This window comes from Brevundimonas sp. NPDC007368, from assembly GCF_042869015.1.
Classification (GTDB): Bacteria; Pseudomonadota; Alphaproteobacteria; order Caulobacterales; family Caulobacteraceae; genus Brevundimonas.
Window position 1 is genome coordinate 381,277 of the sequence record NZ_JBIAFA010000002.1, and the last position, 20,088, is coordinate 401,364.

Sequence of the window (20,088 nt, forward strand, 5' to 3'; positions counted from 1 at the left end):
GAAGTTTCATGATCGTCGCCTCTGACGCCCTCGGCCTGATCGGCAACACGCCCCTGGTACGGCTGAGGCGCGCGTCGGAGCTGACCGGCTGCGAGATCCTCGGCAAGGCCGAGTTCATGAATGTCGGCGGGTCGATCAAGGACCGTGCAGCGCTCAGCATCATCAGGAAAGCGCGGGCGTCGGGCGCGCTCAAGCCTGGCGGCGTCATCGTCGAGGGCACGGCGGGCAATACCGGCATCGGTCTGGCCCTGGTCGGCGCGGCGCTGGGCCATCCCGTCGTCATCGTCATGCCGCGCAGCCAGACGGACGAGAAGAAGCGGGCGGTTCGTCTGCACGGCGCCCGCTTGATTGAAGTCGATCCCGCCCCCTTCGCCAGCCCTAATCACTTCGTGCACTTCTCCCGTCGTCTGGCCGAGGAGCTGAACGAGAGCGAACCGAACGGCGCCTTCTATGCCGACCAGTTCGACAACCTGGCCAATCGCGAAGCCCACTACGAAGGCACGGCGCCGGAAATCTGGAAACAGACGGACGGGAATATCGACGGCTTCATCTGCGCCGTCGGATCGGGCGGGACGCTGGCGGGTTGCGCCGCCTACCTGCGTGAACAGAAGCCCGAAGTCCGCATCGGTCTGGCCGACGTGCCGGGGGCGGCGCTGTTTAGCTGGTTTACCGAGGGCGTGCTGAAGGGTGAAGGCAGTTCGATCACCGAGGGCATCGGCGTCAACCGCATCACCGGCAACCTGGAAGGACTTGTGGTCGATCATCCTTACCGGATCGAGGACGCCGAGTTTCTGCCCATCCTGTTTGATCTGGTGCAGCACGAGGGTCTGTCGCTGGGGCCCTCCAGCGGGGTCAACATCGCCGGGGCTATCCGCATGGCCCGCGACCTGGGGCCGGGCAAGACCATCGTCACCGTCTTGTGCGACTCCGGTCAGCGCTACGCCAGCAAGGTGTATGATCCGGCCTTGCTGACCGCGCGCGGCCTGCCGACGCCAGAGTGGCTGAACCGATGAGTCGCAAGAAGGAGCAGGCCGTCGAGAGCCGCATTCCGCCGCTCAACGCGCTGAAGGCGTTCGAGGCCGCCGCGCGTCGCCTGAACATCACCCGCGCCGCCGAGGAACTGTCGGTCACGCCCGGCGCCATCAGCCAGCAGATCCGCATTCTGGAGGAACACGCGGGCGCGCCCCTGTTCCATCGCGAGGGGCGCCAGATCGCCCTGACCGAACTGGGGGCCGAGCTCTATCCGCTGCTGCACGACGGTTTCGACTATCTGAAGCGGGCGGGGGACCTGTTGTACCGTCCCAACCGACGCCATGCCCTGGCGATCAGCGTGCCGCCGTCCTTCGCTGCCAAGTGGCTCGCGCCCCGTATCGCGCGTTTCTCCGCCGCTCATCCCGAGGTCGAGGTCTGGATGTCGGCCGACATGCGGCTGGCCGACGTCGGCGGCGGACGCGTGGACGTGGCGGTGCGCTATGGTCGGGGCGACTACACTGGCGTTCGGTCGGAGCGCTTGCTGTCCGCCGATGTGACCCCCGTGTGCAGCCCTGCCTTGCTAAGCGGCGCGCATCCGCTGAAACGCCCGGCTGATCTGGCCCATCACACCCTGATCCATCTGCGGCCCGGCGAGATGGAAGAGCCGCGTCCGGACTGGCCCGCCTGGCTGGCGTCCCGCAAGCTGCCCCATATCGACGCCTCGGCCGGTCCGCGATTCGATCAGACCGCCTTGGCGATCGAGGCTGCGGCCCATGGTCAGGGCGTGGCCCTGGCGCCCTACGCCTTTGTCGCCGACGACCTCGCCTCGGGTCGTCTGGCCGCGCCTTTCGCCGACGGCGCCCTTTCGACGGCGCTGGCCTATCATGTGCTGACGCGCCGCAGCGGCGTGTCCGAACCGGCCCGGGCCTTCGTGCGCTGGCTGAAGGATGAAACTCGAACCGCTGAGCAGCAGGTCGACGACCTTTAACCCCTAATGGAAATCGCGCGAGCCGGGCAGGATGCGGACGTCGCGGGGATGGTGATGGGAAGGGTGGCGCGGCGGTTGGGGATGGGCGACGATGTCGGCGCGAGACAATTGGATGTCGGTTTCGTGATCCTCTGACAGACGGGCCAGTTCGGCGGTGCGGTCGATGACGCTGCGGGCCACGACGTGGACGACGCCCTCTGGGCTCTTCTCGACCAGGCCTTCGACCTGCATCAGGCGCGCACTCATGATCTCGCGGCGGAACTGTTCCAGCATGCGCGCCCACAGGACCACATTGGTGATGCCGGTCTCGTCCTCCAGGGTGACGAAGACGGCGTTGCCCTTGCCGGGCCGTTGACGCACCAGGACCACGCCGGCGACCTGCACCCGGGAGCCGCCGCGCTTCGCCTCGGTTTCGGCGCAGGTCAGGATCCGGTCGGCGGCGAAGACGGGGCGCAGGATGGCCATGGGGTGGGCCTTCAAAGACAGGCGCGCGGTCTGGTAGTCGGCGGCGACGTGTTCGCCCAAGGGCATCAGAGGCAGATGGGCGTCGGGCTCCGCGCCCAGTTCGCGGGCGCCGCGCTCGCGCGCCTCGGCCGCGGCGAACAGGGGCAGAGGATCGTCGTCGGGCAGACGCCGCACTGCCCACAGGGCCTCGCGCCGGTCCTGTCCCAGTGAGCGGAAGGCGTCGGCGTCGGCCAGCTTGCGCATGGCGGCGGCGGGCAGCTCGGCGCGGCGGGCCAGGGTCTCGATGTCGGCGAAGGGCGCCTCGGCCCGCGCCGACGACAGGGCATTCGCCCAATCCTCCCTGAAGCCGTCGATCTGGCGGAGGCCCAATCGCAGAGCCAGGGCCTCCTTTGGTCCCTCCAGTGAGTTGTCCCAGCCGCTGTGCGAGACGTCGATAGAACGCACCTCGACGCCGCCGACCTCCTGCGCCTCGCGCACGATCTGGGCGGGGGCGTAGAAGCCCATGGGCTGGCTGTTCAACAGGGCGCAGGCGAAGGCCGCCGAGTGGCGGTGCTTGATCCACGAAGAGACATAGACCAGTCGGGCGAAACTGGCGGCGTGGCTCTCGGGGAAGCCGTAGGAGCCGAAGCCCTTGATCTGCTCGAAGCAGCGCTGGGCGAAGTCTGGATCATAGCCGCGCGCGATCATCCGCCCGACCATGCGGTCTTCATAGGTGTGCAGGGTCCCGTCGCCGCGAAACGTGCCCATGGCCTTGCGCAGGCCGTTGGCCTCGGCGTCGGAGAACCGGGCGGCGACCATGGCGACCTTCATGGCCTGTTCCTGGAACAGGGGAACGCCAAGGGTCCGGTGCAGCACCTGCTTCAACTCGTCGGGCGGACCATAGAGGCGGCCGGGCGGAGGATAGAGAACTTCCTCTTCCCCGTTGCGGCGGCGCAGATAGGGATGGACCATGTCCCCTTGGATCGGACCGGGACGCACGATGGCGACCTGGATCACCAGATCATAGAACTCTCGCGGCCTCAGCCGCGGCAGCATGTTGATCTGGGCGCGGCTTTCGACCTGGAAGACGCCGATGGACTGGCCGCGACACAGCATGTCGTAGACCTCGGGTTCCTCCGGCGGGATGGAGGCGAGGTCGTGCTCGACGCCCGAATGGGCCTTCATCAGGTCGAACGCCTTACGGATGCAGGTCAGCATGCCCAGTGCCAGGACGTCGACCTTCATCAGGCCCAGGGCGTCGATGTCGTCCTTGTCCCATTCGATGAAGGTGCGCTCCGCCATGGCGGCGTTGCCGATGGGCACAGTCTCGTCCAGCCGCCCCTGGGTCAGGACGAAGCCGCCGACGTGCTGGGACAGGTGGCGCGGAAAGCCGAGCAGGCGCGTCGCCATGCGTACGGCGCGATCAACCATCGGATTGGCGGCGTCCAGACCGGCCTGTTCGATCTGGCGTCCGCTGATCTCGGAGCCCCAACTGCCCCACTGGGTCGAGGCCAGGCGGGCGGTGACGTCCTCGGTCAGGCCCAGGACCTTGCCGACCTCGCGGATGGCGCTGCGGGGGCGATAGCGGATGACGGTGGCGGCGATGCCGGCGCGATGGCGGCCATAGCGCTCATAGACATACTGGATGATCTCCTCGCGCCGCTCGTGCTCGAAGTCGACGTCGATGTCGGGCGGTTCGTCGCGGTTGGAGGACAGGAAGCGCTCGAACAACAGGTCGTGGCGGGCCGGATCCACGCTGGTGATCCCCAGGACGTAGCAGACGGCCGAGTTGGCCGCCGATCCGCGCCCCTGGCAAAGAATGCCCTTGTCTTCGGCCGTGCGGACGATGTCGTGGATGGTCAGGAAATAGGGGGCCAGGCTGCGCTCAGCGATGAAGGCCAGTTCTTTCTCAAGCAGGGCCGTGACCTTGGGCGGCGCGACGTCCGGATAGCGGACCAGGGTGCGGCGTCGCACCAGCTCTTCCAGCCAGCTCTGGGGCTCCCATCCTGGCGGCACGGGCTCCTCAGGGTATTCATATTTCAGGTTGCTCAGATCGAAGGTCGCGCGTGACAGGAAGGCGGTCGTCTCGGCCACCGCCTCAGGCGCGTCTTTGAACAGCCTCGCCATTTCATCTTCGGGCTTCAGCCAGCGCTCGGCGTTGGCCTCCAGCCGACGGCCGGCGGTCTCGATTGTCGCGCTTTCGTGGATGCAGGTCAGGACATCCTGCAGGTCGCGGTCTTCAGGCGAGGCGTAGAGGACGTCGTTGAGCGCCAGCAGGGGGACGTGGGCCCGCTCCGCCATGCTCTTCAGTCGGGCCAGCCGGCGCCGGTCGTCGCCGCGCCTGTGCAGGGCGGCGCCCAGCCAGACCGCGCCCGGCGCCGCCTCGGTCATGCGGGCCAGCACCTCTTCCAGCCCCGCCAGCCGGTCCGGCGGGACGAGGATCAGCAGCAGGTCCTCAGGATCGGCCAGCAGGTCGCACAAGCCGATCTCGCATTCGCCCTTCCTGGCCCGGCGATTGCCCAAGGTCAGCAGACGCGTCAGCCGGCCCCAGCCCGCGCGCGTCTCCGGATAGGCGATGACGTCGGGCGTTCCGTCGTTGAAGACCAGTCGCGCTCCGGTCAGAAGGCGGAAGTCCGCCGCACGGCGCTTCACCTCTTCGGACAGGGCCGGATTGTTCAGCGGGTCCTCGATGAAGGCGATCTCGCCGGGACTGCCGCCCTCGCGCACTTTGTCCGGCGGCGCCAAGCCCTCGGCGCGCAGCTCCTTTAGTGCGCTCCAGGCCCGCACCACGCCCGCCACGGTGTTGCGATCGGCCAGCCCCAGTCCGGCGTGGCCGCGCAGGATCGCCGTCAGCACCAGGTCCTTGGGATGCGAGGCGCCGCGCAGGAAGGAGAAGTTGCTGGCCGTCGCCAGCTCGGCATAGGCGCCGCAAGGGTCGAGCCTACTCATGCGAACAGGCCGTGAATGAACCAGCGCGGTTCGGGCGTCTCGCCATAGAGGCCCTGGCGGAACAGCCAGAAGCGACGGCCGTCGCGGTCTTCGACCCGGTAGTAGTCGCGGGTGCGCTGGCCCGGAGCGCGCCACCATTCGCCGCTGATCCGCTCGGGCCCTTCGGCGCGCGTCACCTCATGCAGGACGCGGCGCCAGCGGAACTTCAGCGGATAGCCGTCGGGGACCTCGGCCAGGGTTTCGACCGGCTGGGGCGGGTCGAACATCTGCAGGGGACGCAAGGGCGGATCGTCGGGATCGAGGTCGGGCCAGGTCTCGTCGCCATGACGGGCGGCGGCCGGCACCAGCCGCGCGGCGCGTTCGGGAATGTGCGAGGCGAAGGGCTCGAAGCGCAGCACCGCCTCGGGTCCCAGGCGCGCGGTCAACCGGTCCACCAGACGGCTGAAGGCCTCCTCGCTGGGCGTCTCGCGGTCCAGTCCCTGCTGGGTCGGCGCCAAAGCCTGGGTCCAGGGCACGGACATCCGCATCTGATCGAAGCCGAATCCGGGGTCCAGCGGGGCGGCCAGGGCCGCCATCCGCTCGCGGAAAAGCCGCAGGGTCGCGGGGGCGTCGCGGGTCGGACGGCCGGTGAGGGCGACGATCCGGCGCGTCTCGCCGTCCACCCGGTAGAAGCCGGCCTCGAAGGCGCGGCCGCCCAGACCGGTCTGATCCAGCCTGTCCATGGTCTCGACCAGCAGGTCGGACAGAACCCGCTCCACGTCCTCGGGCGCAGAGATCGGCTCGAAGAAGACGCGGTCGACGACCACGGGCGCGGGCGGACGATGCGGGGTGATGCGCATGTCCTCGTCGCCCAGAACCCGCGCCAACCGGGCGGGAAAGTCGGCGCCGAAACGGGCGGCTAGAGGCGCGCGTGGTCGGTCATCCAGATCGGCCAGCCGCTTCAGGCCGGCGCGGCGCAGGGCCTGTTCTTCCTTCTCTGGCAACTCCAGAGCGGCGACGGGCAGGCGGCGTGCAGCGGCCCGGTCCTCGCCTTCAACGAAAATCCCATCGGGACCGAAGCGCGCCAGCGCCCGCGCGATCTGCGGCGTACCAGCCAAGGCGCTACGGACCTGCAAGCCGATCCGTCCCGCTCGTATCAGCACCGTCTGCATCAGCCCCGCCTCGCCGCCGAACAGGTGGGCGCAGCCGGTCACGTCCAGCATCAGACCGTGTGGGGCATCCTCGGCGATCATGGGAGTGAAGCGTCCGAAATCCTCCAAAACCCGTACCAACAAGGCGGCGTCGGCGTCGGGGCGATGGGCGAGCGAGCGCAGGGCGGGGGTGCGCGCCCGCGCATCGGCCAAGGTCAGGCCCGGCGTCAGTCCCGCCCGCGCCGCCGCCGGATCGACGGCGGCCAGCCGCAGCGCGCCCTTGACCTTCTCGACCAGAACGACGGGCGGCGCTTCAGGCGGCGCGTCTTCCTGGCGCCGCAGTCTGTCGCTGGGCAGCCAGGGGAACCAGACCGCCAGATAGCGGCGCGGGCGGGCGGAAGGTTCGCTGTTCACGATCCCACTCCATGATCCAGGTTCCGGTCGCCCCGCCGCCGCGTCGCCGCAGCAGGGTCGCTGAAAAAGACGGCCGCCCCGGCGCTCCGCCTTCCAGAGGTTGTGAAGCCCAGGATGCGACCGACCAGCGGGTCTCGGCCGCGCTGGGGCAGGGCAGGGCGCCCGCTCGCGCCAGGAACAGGGTCGCGCGGCCCGTCTCGGCCGCCAGAGCCAGTCGGCGGCTGGCCGTCAGGCTGAAGGCCTTGGCATCGCCCCAGGCGCTCAACAGCACGGCGCCCACGGCGGGACTGCGCAGAGCCTCTTCACCCACGGCCAGCAGGGTCTGCACGTCGCGCGTCCGCACCAGCAACAGGTCGCGCGGCGACAGCCCCATCTCATGCAGGCCCGATCCGTGCGGCCGCCCCGCTTCCTGCGCCATCATTTCATGCAGAGCCCAGACGATGGGCCGCCCCGCCGCCGCTCGCAGCGCCATCCCCAACCCAAAGGCGTTGACCGCCACGGCGTCGGCGGACGCGGCGGCGTAAAGGTCGTGCATGACCCCGGCAGCCAGTGGTGCAAAGGCGTCGTCAGGGGCGCAGGGGGGTGCCGCCACGCGACGGCCGCCGGTCCGATCCAGCGCCTCCAGTCTGGTTTTCAGCGCCGTCAGCGTATCTGGCTGCGAACATTTGTTCTTCATTTGTTCTATATGCGCCAGGCGCCCCGGGGGGTGTCAAGCGGAGCCGTCGAACCGTCGTTCACCGATGCGACAACAGCGCGATTGTCGGCGGCGGGGGACGTGTTAGAAAAGCCTGATGGGGTCCAACTCGATAAGGCGAGGAATGCTGGCGGCGCTGATGGCGTCGTTCATCGCCTTGTTCGTGTTCGTTCCTGCCGCTGACGCCATGAGTTGCGGGCCCGAGGGCGAGCCGTCCGGCACCGTCCTGGTGATCGACGACCACGGCAACCAGCCCCATCCAGCCGACGATGCGAACCATCCGGCCTGTTCGCATGGACATTGCCATCACGGCGGCGTCTCGACGCCGGCGCGTCAGGATACGTCGTTCAATGTTGCGCCTCGACGCGAGCTTCTGCTCGCAACCCTGTCTCATCGACTGATTTCGCACCCGCCCGCCGGTCCGGAGCGCCCGCCCAGGGTCTGACGTGATCGCGCGCCTTCGCGCGCCCTTCACGTCAATTTTCTGGGAAACAGGACATGCCATCCCTCTATCGTCGCCTGCCGCGCATCGCGGCGGGCTGCGCCGTGGTCGCCTTGGCGACCGCAACGACCGGCCCTGCCTGGGCCGATCCCGCGCCCGCGTTTGAAATCCTGCTGCAGCGGGTCGGCGCCTCGCCCACAGCCATGGAAGCGGGCGCTCTTCAAGAGGCCGCCGAGGCCCGGGTCAGACAGGCCCGCGTTCGCCCCAACCCCACGCTGGCGCTGGACGTTGAAAACGCCTTTGGCAGCGGGCCTTTCGAAGGCTTCGGCAATGCGGAAACGACGCTGGGCGTCACTCAGGACCTCGAACTCTGGGGGCGACGCGGCGCACGCGTCGATGTGGCCCGCGCCGAGGCCGGAACGCTTGCGCTGCGCCGTGACCTCGCTGTGGTCGACGCCGCCGGTCGTCTAGCCCTGGTCTATGCCGAGGCTGAGGCCGCAGAGCGTCGCTTTCAACTGGCCGAGGAGGCGTTGAGCGTCACCCTGGCCGACGCCCGCGCGGCCTTGACCCTGGTCGAAGAGGGGCGCGAGCCCATGGTTCGCGCCCTCCAGGGCGAGAGCGAAGCCGCCACCGCCCGCGCGAGCCTGGATGAGGCGCAGGCTGAACGGGACGCCGCTTTCGCAAGGCTGACGGCGGTCGCCATGCTGCCGACGCCCGTGACCTCGATCAAGGCCAGCCTTATTGATCAGGCCCCCTCAACTGCCATGTCTGGGGACGCAGCCACGCTCGTCGTCCGTGTGGCCGAGGCCGAGCGCGAGACGGCGGAGCGACAGATCGCGGTCGAGCGTATCCGCGCCCGTCCCGACGTCAGCGCCTCGGTCGGCGTGCGCCGCTATGAGGCCGAGGACGCCACGGCCCTGACCGTGGGGTTTAGCCTGCCTCTGCCGTTGTTCGACCGGAACCGGGGCAATATTGACGCCGCCCTGGCCGATTTCCGGGCCGCCGACGCCCGCCTGCTGAACGCGCGTCAGGAAGCTCAGGCGGATCGAAACGCCGCTAAAGCCCGCCTGAACGCCTCGGCCAGCCGGGTGTCAGCCACCGACGCCGGTGTGACCGCCGCACAGGAAGCCTACCGCCTGTCGCGCATCGGCTTTGACGCCGGCCGCATCTCGCAACTGGAACTGCGCGTCTCGCGCGCCGCCCTGATCTCTGCTCGTAACGCCGCCGTCGACGCCCGCCTGGCGCGGGTCCGGGCGGAAATCGACCTGGCGCGCCTGCAAGGCCGCGCCCCGTTTGGAGCTGTTCAATGAAACGCACCGCTGGACTGAACAAGACCTGGCTGACGGCCGGAGCCGCAGCCGTCGCCCTTCTGGGCGGCGTGGGCTTCTATGTGCTCAACGGCCAACCGAAAGCCGCGCCAGAGGCGACTGAAACCAACCGGGCCGATGAGGAGGTTTCCGAAAGCGCAGGCGAGGGTGTGGTCGAACTGTCGCCCGCCCAGATCGAAGCCGTCGGCATCTCGGTTGTCGCGGTCGGCGGCGGCGGCGGAGGCGAGGTCCGCCTGTCCGGCCGGGTCGAGCCGATGGTGGATGCTCGCGCCGCGGTGGCCGCCGCTGTTGCGGGACGCGTCGAACGGGTGCTGGTCGCGCCGGGGCAGTCGGTTCGCGTCGGTCAGGTTCTGGCGATCCTGGTCAGTGGCGACGCCGCCGCCTTGAAAGCCGACGCCGACGCGGCACAGGCCACGGCGATCGCCGCCCAGCAGGCGCACCGCCGCGAAGAGGACCTGGCCAATCAGGGCGTGGTCGCGCGGCGTGACGCCGAGGTCGCACACGCTCATGCCATGGGCGCCGAGGCCGCCGCCCGCGCCGCGCGCGCCCGGTCCGCAGCGGCGGGATCGCCCGACGCCATGGGCCGTCTCAGCATCGTCAGCCCGATCGCGGGCGTAGTCACCAGCGTTCTGGTCGGACCGGGAGGTTTCGCCGCTCAAGGCGGTGTGGTCGCCGAGATCACCAATCCGGCGCGCGTCGAAATGGTGTTCAGCGCGCCGCCCGCCGTGGCGTCTCATGTCCGCACCGGCAGCAGGATCCGCGTCACGACCCCGTCAGGCGACGTGGATAGCGTCGTGACCGGCGTGGCGACCGGCGGCGGCCTGGAAAGCGGCGCGGCCGTCATTCGAGCCCGACCGACCGTCGACGCCCTGCCGCCCGCCGGCTCGGCGGTCACGGGCGCGGTGGCGACGGGCGAAGCGGTTGGCGGCGTCACCGTGCCGTCCGACGCCGTGCAGACCGTCGGGGGCGCAAGCGTGGTCTTCGTGCGCACCGAGACCGGCTTCCGCGCCGCGCCCGTTCTGGTCGGACGGCAGGCGGCAGGACGCACCGAGATCGTGCGGGGCTTGACCGGCGCCGAGCGCATCGCCGGCGCCAACGCCTTCCTGCTGAAAGCCGAGCTCGCCAAGGGCGAAGCCGAGCACGGCCACTAGAGGGCGACGGATATGTTCAAAGCTATGATTGAGGCGTCTGTCCGCTTTCGCGGGTTCGTCGTCCTGGTCGTGGCGCTCATCGCCGCGCTGGGTCTGTTCGAACTGACCAAGCTGCCGATCGACGCCGTTCCTGACATCACCAACCGACAGGTTCAGATCACGACCGTCGCGCCCGCTCTGGCGCCCGAACAGATCGAAAGACAGGTCACCTATCCGCTGGAAACGGCCATGTCCGGCATTCCCGGCCTGGTCAGCACCCGCTCGCTGTCGCGCAACGGCTTCAGCCAGATCACGGTCGTCTTCACCGACCAGACCGACATCTATTTCGCCCGTCAGCAGGTCGCCGAGCGGATGCGGCAGGCGGCGGACAGTCTGCCTGAAGGCGTCGAGCCTGCCTTGTCGCCCATCACCACGGGTCTGGGCGAGGTGCTGATGTGGACCGTCGACTATGCCCCCTTCGGCCCCAAGACTACGGTCGCCACCGGCAAGCCGGGCTGGCAGGCTGACGGCGCCTATCTGACGCCCGAAGGCGAGCGGCTGACCACCCCGCAACAACGCGCTACCTATCTGCGCACAGTCCAGGACTGGATCATCGCCCCGCAGATGCGCACCGCGCCCGGTCTGGCCGGAATCGACGTGAACGGCGGCTATGTGAAGGAATATGCGGTGCGCCCCGATACTGCTGCCCTGACACGCTATGGCCTCAGCATGTCCGATCTTGTGCAGGCGCTGGATCGCGCCAACACCCAGGCGGGCGCCGGCTACGTTCAACGCGCGGGCGAGGCGCTGGTGGTCCGCACCGACGCCCTGGCCGCGACGGTTGAGGATCTGGCCCAGGCGCCGGTCGTCAATCGCGGCGGTCTAGTGGTTCGTGTCGCCGACGTGGCTGCCGTCGAGATCGGTCAGGCGCCGCGTCTGGGCGGAGCCAGCCGCGACGGCCACGAAGCCGTCCTCGGCACTGCCTTGATGCTGGCCGGTGAGAACAGCCGGACCGTGGCTCAAGCGGCGGCCAAGCAGTTGGAAAAGGTCGGTGCCTCCCTGCCGCCGGGCGTCGTCGCGACTCCGGTTCTGAACCGCAGCGATCTGGTCAACTCGACCATATCGACCGTAGCGCGCAACCTGATCGAGGGCGCCCTGTTCGTCATCCTCGTGCTGTTCCTGCTGCTGGGCAACTTCCGCGCGGCGGCGATCACGGCCCTGATGATCCCGCTCAGCTTCCTGTTCGCCGTCATCGGCATGAACCGGTTCGGCATCAGCGGAAGCCTGATGAGCCTGGGCGCGCTCGACTTCGGCCTGATGGTCGACGGCGGCGTGGTGGTGATCGAGAACACCCTGCTGATGCTGACCCGGAAACGGGCCGAGCTGGGACGGATGCTGACCCGTAGCGAGCGTCTCGGCGTGGCGGTTCAGGCAGCGCGCAAAATGGTCAAGCCAGCCGCCTTTGGCCAACTGATCATCCTGCTGGTCTTCACGCCGTTGCTGATGCTGGAAGGGGTCGAGGGTAAGACCTTCGTGCCGATGGGGGCGACGGTCATGCTGGCCCTGGTCGGCGCCTTCATCTTCTCCTTCACCTTCGTCCCGGCCATGGCCGCCCTGTTCGTGCGCGAGCCCAAGACGGTTCATCTGGGCGCGGACGGTCAGGTCGAGGAACATGAGACGCGGGTTCTGCGCTTCGCTCGACGCTGGATGCAGCCCGCCATCGGCGCGGCGGTGGCCCGCCCCAAGATGGTGCTGATCGCCGCTCTGGCGACGATGGCCGTCGGTGCCGTCTCCTTCATCAGCCTGGGCCGGGAGTTCATTCCGACCTTGGACGAGGGCGACATCGCCATGCAGGCGCTGCGCGTGCCGTCCGCCTCGTTGGAGCAGTCCCTGGCCATGCAGATGGCCCTGGAACGCGCCATCAAGGCCCAGCCCGAGGTCGAGACCGTCTTCTCGCGCACCGGCACCGCGGAGGCGGCGGTCGACCCCATGCCCGCCAACATCTCGGACGCGGTCATCATCCTGAAGGACCGCAAGGACTGGCCCGATCCCAAGCTGTCGAAGGAAGAGCTGATCGCCCGCATCGAACAGGTCGCAAGTAAGCAGATCGGCAACAGCTTCGAGTTCAGCCAGCCGATTGAGCTGCGCTTCAACGAACTGATCTCCGGTGTCCGCACCGACCTTGCCGTCATGGTCTATGGCGACGACTTCGACACGCTTCAAAAGACGGCGGAAGCGGTGGCCGCCAAGCTGCGGGCCACGCCCGGATCGGCCGACGTGCGGGTGGAGCAGGCGTCCGGCCTGCCGACCCTGACCATCAGCGTCGATCGCTTCGCGGCGGCCAACTATGGTATGTCGGCGGCAGATGTCTCAGAGGCGGTTTCCACCGCAGTCGGCGGCGCCGAGGCCGGGCGCATCTTCGAAGGCGACCGTCGCTTTGACGTCGTCGTGCGCCTGCCTGACGACGCGCGAAATGATCCGGCCACCTTGGCCGCCCTGCCTATCGTCTCATCGACCGGCGTCGTCGTGCCCCTGTCCTCGGTGGCGCGCATCCACACCGCCGAGGGTCCGAACCAGATCAGCCGCGAAAACGGCAGTCGGCGCATGGTGGTCCAGGCCAATGTCCGCGGTCGCGATCTGGGCGGCTTCGTCGCCGACGCGCAAAGGTCGGTCGGCGAAGTCGCCCTTCCGGTCGGCTATCGCCTCGACTGGGGCGGTCAGTTCGAGAACCTGAAACGGGCCGAACAGCGCCTGGGCCTGGTCATTCCCATCGTCTTCGTCCTGATCGGCGTCCTGCTGTTCATGGCGCTGGGATCGTTCACCGAGGCGGGCCTGGTCTTCGCCTGCGTGCCGCTGGCTCTGGTCGGCGGGGCCTTGGCCCTGCTGCTCAGGGGGATGCCGTTTTCGGTTTCGGCGTCGGTCGGCTTCATCGCCGTGTCGGGCGTCGCGACCCTGAATGGTCTGGTGCTGATGCAGGCGATCCGCGAGCGGTTGCAGGCGGGCCTCGAGCCCGTCGTAGCGGCTATCGAAGGGGCGTCCAGCCGTCTCAGGGCCGTCTTGACCACGGCTCTGGTGGCCATCGTCGGCTTCATTCCGATGGCGCTGGCCCATGGCGCGGGAGCCGAGGTTCAAAAGCCGCTGGCCACAGTGGTCATCGGCGGCCTGCTGACCGCCACGGCCCTGACCCTTCTGGTCCTGCCGACCTTCGCCGCCCGGACGGCTAAGCGTCGAAGCGACAGGATGGACGACTAGCTCCAGACGACAGAAGCCCCCCTGACCGGCAATCAGAGGGGCTTCTTCCTCGCCTACGCGGTGTCAGCGTCGCGTGGCGGTCTCGATAATGGTGCGCGCCTCAACGATGGCGGCGGCGCTGGTGATTTCGCCATCCTGGATCTTGTGGGCCAAGTCCATCAACGGAGGGCCGGTGACGACGCCGGTCTGGGCCTCTTCCTCGACATAGACGCCGTTGTCGCGGGCGATGGCGGCGTCCCAGGCGTCGCGCACGGCGGCCCAGTAGTCCTGCGTCGCCGCCCAGTAGTCGTCGCCAGCCTTGGGCGAGTAGCTGGTGGACCGGTCGTAAGTGTTGACGACGTCTTCCTGCACGATGGCGATTGGCTCGCCGCCGGCGCGGCCCGACATCTTCATGTTGTCCTGGATGTGCACCCAGCCGTTCGGGGTCAGGGCGTGGCGGTTGGTCCCCAGATAACGGTCATAGACGGGGTTTAGCACCGCGTCGCGACGCGCCAGCGGTCGCCACGTCGGCTCAGAGGTCCAGACCTTCATGCCGTTGGCGTAGGTCCAGCGGCCGACGCCGCCATAGCGGGGCGAGTCGTCCGTCTGCCACACGGTCTGCGACCAGGCGCCAGCTCGCTCTTGAGCTGACACCGCCATCAGAGTCCACCGGTTCGGTCCGGCGTAGGTAAGGACGGCTTCCGGCTGATAGACCCAGTCCTGACGCCAGTGCTTGATGACGATGGCCTGACCCTCATGTTCCATGACCAGGATATGCTGCAGGCTGATGCGGTCGCCCTTGTCATAGACGACGCGCACAATTTCGCTGCCGCCCGACAGCTTGCCTTCCATCAGGTCGTAGTCGGCGTTGAAGCTGACGTTCTCGCGCATGTCGAAGTGGACGCGGTACTGGCCGGCCTGGGCCAGGATCGACTGGCGATCCCGTTCGAACGAGTTGGCGGGCGCGGTGGCGCTCGCGGCGGTCTGGGCCAGTGCGGTCGCGGCGGGCGCAGCCCCCGTCAGGAGGGCGGCGGCGATCAATAGGGCGCGCATGGAGTTTTCCTTGGTGACGTTCGTTCGCATTTTCGGAGCCCGGGTCTCAGTAGCGGACGTTCAGCGAGACGCCGAAGTTGCGGCCCGGTTGGGAGAAGGCGGGCAGGGTGGCCGGGTCGGTCGGGGCCGTGAGCGTGCCGCCGCGCGACAGGCCGCGCACGTCGCTCCACCATGCGTAGGTCTCGTCCAGGGCGTTGAAGACCCCGGCGCGCAGCGTGGCCTTCTCGGTCACGTTCCAGAAGGCCGTCAGGTCGAGTATGGCGAATTCCTCGCCCTGCCAGCAGTTGCCGCCGCCGCAGCCGGCGCGGTCCTTCTTGCCCGACCAGGTGACGGTGGCTGAACCGCCCCAGACGCCCGACGGCGCGGCGTAGTTCAGACCGCCCACGACCTTGACCGGATCGACGCTGGTCAGCTTGCCCTTGGCGCCGTCCGTCTCCTGATCGCCGTCGGCGAACGAGGCGGCGACGATGGCCGAGACGCCGTTGTCCCAACGGATGTCGCCGCGCGCTTCCAGACCCCAGATCGTCACCTCGGTCAGGTTGACGTGCTGGTAGATCAGCGGATCGACGCCCGGCACGCCCGTCCCGCGCACCACCACCTGATTGATAAAGTCGTCGTAGTTTGTGTGGAAGGCCGTGGTCGACAGCGACAGGTTGCCGCCGAACATGTCGAGGTTGCGGAAGCGGAAGCCCGCCTCGACGCTCTCGCTGGTCTCGGGCGATAGGTCCGGGTTGGGGATGGACTCATAGCCGAACACCGGGTTGGCGAAGAAGTTGTTCACCTGCATCGGCGAGGGCGCCTTGAAGCCCTGGGCGTAGTTGGCGAAGACGCTGAAGTGGTCGTCGACCCAGTAGATGGCGCCGATCTTGGGCGACAGATGGCTGTCGCTCTGACCCGCCGACGGGGCCGGGAACAGGGCGTCGGCCTTGGGCGTCAGTTCGTACCAGTCGTAGCGCAGCGCCGGGATGATGCTGAGGCGGCCGCCCAGCAGCTCGATCTCGTCCTGAATGAACAGGCCGGCCAGATCGTATTCGGTCCTGGGGAAGGGGCGGGCGGGGAAGGGCTCGCCCATCGGCGGCACCGTGCCGTCGCGGATGCCTTCCTGAGTGGTGCGCGACCAGTCGCCGCCGACGGTGACGCGGTGCTGGATCGTCTCGCCGCCGAAGGTCCTGGACCCCTGCGCGGCCATGCCCCAGACGCTGTTGTCGAAGGTGACGTCGCGGGTGCGGTCGACCGCAGGCGTACGGTCCTCATAGGTGAACTGACGTGTCGTGGCGTCCTGCCAGTAGGCGGCGACCGAGTCGTCATCCAAGCCGAAGACATCATTGAAACGCCAATCGACGCTGACGCGATCGCGCTGGGTCTCGTCGTGAGCAGTCAGACCGGTGACGGTGGCTGAATAGCTGCTCAGCGCCTCGCCATCCATCTCCTGATCGAAGTGATCATAGGTCAAGCGGACGGTGTGGTTGGCGTTGGCGTCCCAGACCAGCTTGCCCAGGATGGCGTTCGAGGCGAATTCCTGCGGGTTGGGCTGGGTGCGGGTCGAGCCCGTGCCGCCGACCTCGGCCATGTTCTTGGTCTCATGGGCGTCGCGGCGGGTGTAGGCCAGCAGGCCGGACAGGGCGCCGGCGCGGCCCGCCAAGGCCAGACCCTCGGTCCAGCCGTCGTCGGCCGAGTTGTAGCCGACCCGGGCGCGGGCGCCGAAGTTCTCGCCGCTATTGATGAAGTCGGCCGGGTCCTTGGAGGTGAAGCTGACCGCGCCGGCGATGCCGTCCGAGCCATAGAGGGCTGAGGCGGGGCCACGCAGAATTTCGACCGACTTGACCAGGTCCAGGTCGTTATAACCGCCGCGACCGACCGCCTGGGCGCCGAAGGCGAAGCCGTCCGGCACGCGCACGCCGTCCTGAATGATCAGCACGCGGTTGCCGCCCATGCCGCGAATGGTGAAGCCCGAGTTCCCGTCGCGACCGGCTCCCGACAGGGCGGCGGAGAAGCGGGCCGGACTGGTCGGGACGCTGACGCCCGGCTCGAACCGGATCAGGTCCTTGATGTCGGTGACCAGATTATTCTCGATGGTCTCAGCCGTGATGACGCTGACGCTGGCCGGTACATCGTCCACCTGACGCTGGGTGCGGGTCCCGACAACCGTGACAGGCGCGACCGTCACAGCCTTCTGAAGGTCGACGACCTCTTCCGCCATGGCGGGGAAGGCGGCGGCCGTAAGGGCGGTCAGCCCGGCGGAGAACATCAGAAGCGAGCGCATGGTTACAGCCCCGGTTAGAGAGGGCTGCGCAATTACTGCGAACGATTATCAGAATCAACCGCAATAATTCTGCGGAGGAGACTTTGCTCGACGCCCCGGACCGATGCGGTTGAGGGCGACTTGGGCGACCAAGCTGCCACTGATCCCGACCCCGCGATCGCCATGTCCGCGATGCGTAGGCCCGGCTGCGCAGCGTGGCGGCCGTCCCTCGAACGTCACGCACGTAAAGCCACCATCAGGTTCACATCCGCGTAAGCCTTGCTCGGATGCCCACCTGGATCAGGGCGGGACGGCAAGCCGCAGGCAGAAGCTGCGCACCTTCCAGATCATCGTCGATGCCTTGCGGTACTGGGCGGGGTGAAGGCTCGGTCACCGACGGCGATGGCATGTCCGCTCATGGCGCATTTCAGCCGTCTGAAACGGCGAACGATCCGTTCGACCGTAGCGAACGTATTTCGCGAGAATGCCGACAGGATTACGCCATGAACATAGCAATCGCCTACCTTCTGACCCTGGGCGTCTTCGCCGTGATCGACACGGCCTGGCTGGGAAGCATGGGTGACCGGCTTTACCGCCCGCTGATCGGCTCGATGCTGGCAGAGAACTTCAGACTGGCGCCCGCTGTCGCCTTCTACGCCCTCTACGCCGCCGGACTGACGATCTTCGCCGTCCTGCCGGGACTGGCGGACGGCGGGTGGAAGAAGGCGCTGCTCTGGGGCGGGCTGTTCGGCCTGTTCGCCTATGGCACCTATGACCTGACGAATCTGGCCACTTTGAAGACCTGGAGCCTGAAGCTGTCGCTGATTGACATGGCCTGGGGCGTTTGCGTCAGCGCCGGTTCGTCGGCGATGGCGTGCGCGCTCGCCATGCGGCTGCTGCGCGCCGTCTAGCGCTTCGGCGGGCGAATGAAAAAGCGGCTGGTGCGCGCGGCGTAGGCGGCGAAGGCCTCTGGGCGCGACCGGCGCATATGGGCCTCCAGCAAGGGAACGCCCGACACATGGTTCAGAAGCCAGTAGATGTAGGCCGGACCGGTCAGGGCCAGCCAACCCCAAGGCCAGGGGCTGCTGAAACTGATCGCGAATACGGGCCAGGCGCACCACCCCAGCCATTCGAAGAAGTAGTTGGGATGCCTCGACCAGGCCCACAGGCCGGTATCGCAGACTTGTCCCCTGTGGGCGGGGGCGGCTTTGAAGGCGGCGAGTTGTCGATCGGCGACGGCTTCTCCGATCAGGGCTGATACGAACAGCAAGGCGGCCGCGCCGTCCTGCAACGTCAATCCCGGCGTTGGATTGCGCGCCGCCGCCAGCACGCTGAGCGCCAGAAAGGCGGCGGCGCCGGCCTGAAGCATCAGGAAGCCGAACATCTTAGCCTGGAAGCCTTGGCCCCATTCCACACGCAGCCGAGCGTAGCGTGGGTCCTCGGCTTCGCGCGCGGCCCGATGGGCGATGTGAAGACCAAGCCGAAGACCCCACAATCCAATCAGAACGGCCACCAGCCATTGCCGCGCGGATGGGGACGACCCGTCCAGCGGGAACAGGGCCACGCCGACGCCGGCCAGCCCCAAGCCGAAGGACCAGAAGGCGTCAGCCCATCCACCTTGTCCCGTGCGGCGCTGAACCACCCAGGCCGCGCTCATGACGACGGCGAGAAAGAGCGTCGCCGTGCCCCAGAGCGCCAGCAATGGGATCACAGTCGTACGAAAGGCTGCATCAGACGGCCCAGCCAGCCGTCCAAGTGGATCTCGCCGTCCAGGGCGACGACGCAAAGGCAGGGAGTGTCCGACACCACGCGAGGCTGGTGCATGACGTCATCGTCGGCTTCTTCCAGATCGCCGACGTCGAACCGTTCGGTCTCGGTGGCGTAGGCGCCCGAGATGACGCAGGTCAGCTCAACGCCGCCGTGCGTATGACGCGGCGTCTCGCGACCGGGATCGATCTTCAGCAGTATGACCCGGCAGGCGCCGTCGCGCGGCGCGTGGACGTCGCGGACCCGGATGCCCGGACCGATCCAGCGCCAGGGGCCGAGCGCGTAGCGCCGCAGCGGCTCGGGCAGTTCGGGCATGTCGTTCAGCGGCGCTGGAACCCTGACCTCACCGGCGTGGGTCTCGATGAGCGCCATGGCCCTCGAGAGAGCGTCGTCGGACAGTGCGCTCGGTGCGGTCTCCTCCAGAAACTCGCCGCCGACCGCCTGAAGTCGGCGCACCCAGGCGTCGTTGGCCGGGCGCAGGGCCAGGTGGGCGGCGACGACGACAGCCTCGGGCGGACTGAGCGTTCCGGCGGCATAGGCGAGAAGGCGTTCCTCAGAAGGATTGCGACTAGGGTTCATCGGGTGGCTTCCTCGGACGGTTCGAGGATCAGGCGGAGCTTGCTCATGGCGTTGCGGATGCGGGATTTGACCGTGCCCAGAGGCAGGTCGAGCCGCCGGGCGATTTCGGAATGGGGGCTGTCCATGAAGAAGGCGAGGCGCAATACCTCGACCTGATCAGGTTTGAGACGGGACAAGGCGCTTCGGACGCGTTCGGCATCCTGGGAGGCGGACAGGATGTCGTCCGGGCGCTGCACCCCGGCGTCGGAGAGGTCGATCTCCGGAGCGGGGAGAGGGCGCGCGTCGCGACGCAGCATATCGAGCCGGCGGTTGCGAGCGATGGTGAAGATCCATGTCGCGGCCCGAGCTTTGCGGGCGTCGAACAGATCGGCTTTGCGCCAGACCGTCAGCATGGCGTCCTGGGCGAAATCTTCTGCCGCGGCTGCAGTGGCGCCCGACTTGATCAGCCAGGCCTTCAGGCGAGGCGCATAATAGCTGAACAGCTCGGCGAAGGCCTCCCGATCGCGCCGTAAGGCCACCGCCTCGATCAAGCGGTCGTGCGCAAAGGCGTCCGGTGTGGGGCCGTCGGCGGTCATGCCGCGCGAGGTCCTGGCTGAAGGTGTGATTGAGGCGGCCTCGACATGCATGGAACCTAATACGCTTCGGGAAAAAGTCTGGATCATTCGTAATCCGATCGCGACCTGGGTGCGTAATCCGGTCAGTCTGCAAAACCACGGCAGGCGTGT

General features: G+C 68.0%; 15 protein-coding genes. 7 read left to right on the forward strand and 8 right to left on the reverse strand.

What is annotated here, in order from left to right; genetic code table 11:
• Positions 1 to 8 precede the first annotated feature (8 nt).
• Positions 9 to 1,013: a cysteine synthase A gene (locus ACFYLW_RS05545; RefSeq protein WP_312062813.1), complete on the forward strand. Its 1,005-nt coding sequence runs from the start codon at positions 9 to 11 to the stop codon at positions 1,011 to 1,013.
• Positions 1,010 to 1,960: a transcriptional regulator GcvA gene (gcvA, locus tag ACFYLW_RS05550; protein WP_312062815.1), complete on the forward strand. Its 951-nt coding sequence runs from the start codon at positions 1,010 to 1,012 to the stop codon at positions 1,958 to 1,960. The genes ACFYLW_RS05545 and gcvA overlap by 4 nt, the downstream gene beginning before the upstream one ends.
• Before the next feature lie 3 nt (positions 1,961 to 1,963).
• Here gcvA and ACFYLW_RS05555 read toward each other — a convergent pair whose 3' ends face one another.
• The 3 genes from ACFYLW_RS05555 to ACFYLW_RS05565 are packed head-to-tail and all read right to left on the reverse strand — an operon-like array spanning position 1,964 to position 7,573.
• Positions 1,964 to 5,353 carry an error-prone DNA polymerase gene (locus ACFYLW_RS05555; protein WP_312062817.1) on the reverse strand — a complete coding sequence of 1,130 codons (3,390 nt, stop codon included), beginning with the start codon at positions 5,351 to 5,353 and terminating at the stop codon, positions 1,964 to 1,966.
• Entirely contained in the window at positions 5,350 to 6,897 is a 1,548-nt protein-coding gene (locus tag ACFYLW_RS05560; protein ID WP_313472717.1) for a DNA polymerase Y family protein, read from the reverse strand. Before ACFYLW_RS05560 ends, ACFYLW_RS05555 begins: the two co-directional genes overlap by 4 nt.
• Positions 6,797 to 7,573, reverse strand: a complete 777-nt coding sequence (locus tag ACFYLW_RS05565; RefSeq protein ID WP_313472718.1) for a hypothetical protein — start codon at positions 7,571 to 7,573, stop codon at positions 6,797 to 6,799. Before ACFYLW_RS05565 ends, ACFYLW_RS05560 begins: the two co-directional genes overlap by 101 nt.
• 142 nt (positions 7,574 to 7,715) lie before the next feature.
• Between ACFYLW_RS05565 and ACFYLW_RS05570 the strand changes: the two genes are divergently transcribed.
• Genes ACFYLW_RS05570 through ACFYLW_RS05585 form a run of 4 tightly spaced genes read left to right on the forward strand, consistent with a single transcriptional unit; the run spans position 7,716 to position 13,743 of the window.
• Positions 7,716 to 8,036 (forward strand): hypothetical protein, encoded by a 321-nt coding sequence (locus tag ACFYLW_RS05570; protein ID WP_313472719.1) that lies wholly within the window; start codon positions 7,716 to 7,718, stop codon positions 8,034 to 8,036.
• A 53-nt stretch (positions 8,037 to 8,089) separates the two neighbouring features.
• On the forward strand, positions 8,090 to 9,343 hold the full coding sequence (locus ACFYLW_RS05575) for a TolC family protein (RefSeq protein ID WP_313472720.1): 1,254 nt from the start codon (positions 8,090 to 8,092) through the stop codon (positions 9,341 to 9,343).
• Positions 9,340 to 10,512, forward strand: coding sequence for an efflux RND transporter periplasmic adaptor subunit (locus ACFYLW_RS05580; RefSeq protein ID WP_313472721.1), 1,173 nt, complete (start codon positions 9,340 to 9,342; stop codon positions 10,510 to 10,512). Before ACFYLW_RS05575 ends, ACFYLW_RS05580 begins: the two co-directional genes overlap by 4 nt.
• Before the next feature lie 12 nt (positions 10,513 to 10,524).
• The gene (locus ACFYLW_RS05585) at positions 10,525 to 13,743 is read left to right on the forward strand and encodes a CusA/CzcA family heavy metal efflux RND transporter (protein ID WP_312065540.1); all 3,219 of its coding nucleotides are present in this window, start codon (positions 10,525 to 10,527) and stop codon (positions 13,741 to 13,743) included.
• Between the two features lie 63 nt (positions 13,744 to 13,806).
• On the opposite strand, the gene ACFYLW_RS05590 is transcribed toward ACFYLW_RS05585, so the two are convergent.
• Complete coding sequence (locus tag ACFYLW_RS05590) at positions 13,807 to 14,775, reverse strand: DUF6607 family protein (RefSeq protein ID WP_312065538.1); 969 nt, start codon at positions 14,773 to 14,775, stop codon at positions 13,807 to 13,809.
• Between the two features lie 46 nt (positions 14,776 to 14,821).
• Positions 14,822 to 17,038: a TonB-dependent hemoglobin/transferrin/lactoferrin family receptor gene (locus ACFYLW_RS05595; RefSeq protein WP_390182917.1), complete on the reverse strand. Its 2,217-nt coding sequence runs from the start codon at positions 17,036 to 17,038 to the stop codon at positions 14,822 to 14,824.
• Between the two features lie 482 nt (positions 17,039 to 17,520).
• Between ACFYLW_RS05595 and ACFYLW_RS05600 the strand changes: the two genes are divergently transcribed.
• Positions 17,521 to 17,928 (forward strand): DUF2177 family protein, encoded by a 408-nt coding sequence (locus ACFYLW_RS05600; RefSeq protein WP_312065534.1) that lies wholly within the window; start codon positions 17,521 to 17,523, stop codon positions 17,926 to 17,928.
• Here ACFYLW_RS05600 and ACFYLW_RS05605 read toward each other — a convergent pair.
• The 3 genes from ACFYLW_RS05605 to ACFYLW_RS05615 are packed head-to-tail and all read right to left on the reverse strand — an operon-like array spanning position 17,925 to position 19,938.
• On the reverse strand, positions 17,925 to 18,728 hold the full coding sequence (locus ACFYLW_RS05605; RefSeq protein ID WP_312065532.1) for a DUF1295 domain-containing protein: 804 nt from the start codon (positions 18,726 to 18,728) through the stop codon (positions 17,925 to 17,927). The genes ACFYLW_RS05600 and ACFYLW_RS05605 overlap by 4 nt on opposite strands.
• Positions 18,725 to 19,363 (reverse strand): ChrR family anti-sigma-E factor, encoded by a 639-nt coding sequence (locus tag ACFYLW_RS05610; RefSeq protein ID WP_390182919.1) that lies wholly within the window; start codon positions 19,361 to 19,363, stop codon positions 18,725 to 18,727. The genes ACFYLW_RS05605 and ACFYLW_RS05610 overlap by 4 nt, the downstream gene beginning before the upstream one ends.
• The gene (locus ACFYLW_RS05615) at positions 19,360 to 19,938 is read right to left on the reverse strand and encodes a sigma-70 family RNA polymerase sigma factor (RefSeq protein ID WP_312065528.1); all 579 of its coding nucleotides are present in this window, start codon (positions 19,936 to 19,938) and stop codon (positions 19,360 to 19,362) included. Before ACFYLW_RS05615 ends, ACFYLW_RS05610 begins: the two co-directional genes overlap by 4 nt.
• Positions 19,939 to 20,088 lie beyond the last annotated feature (150 nt).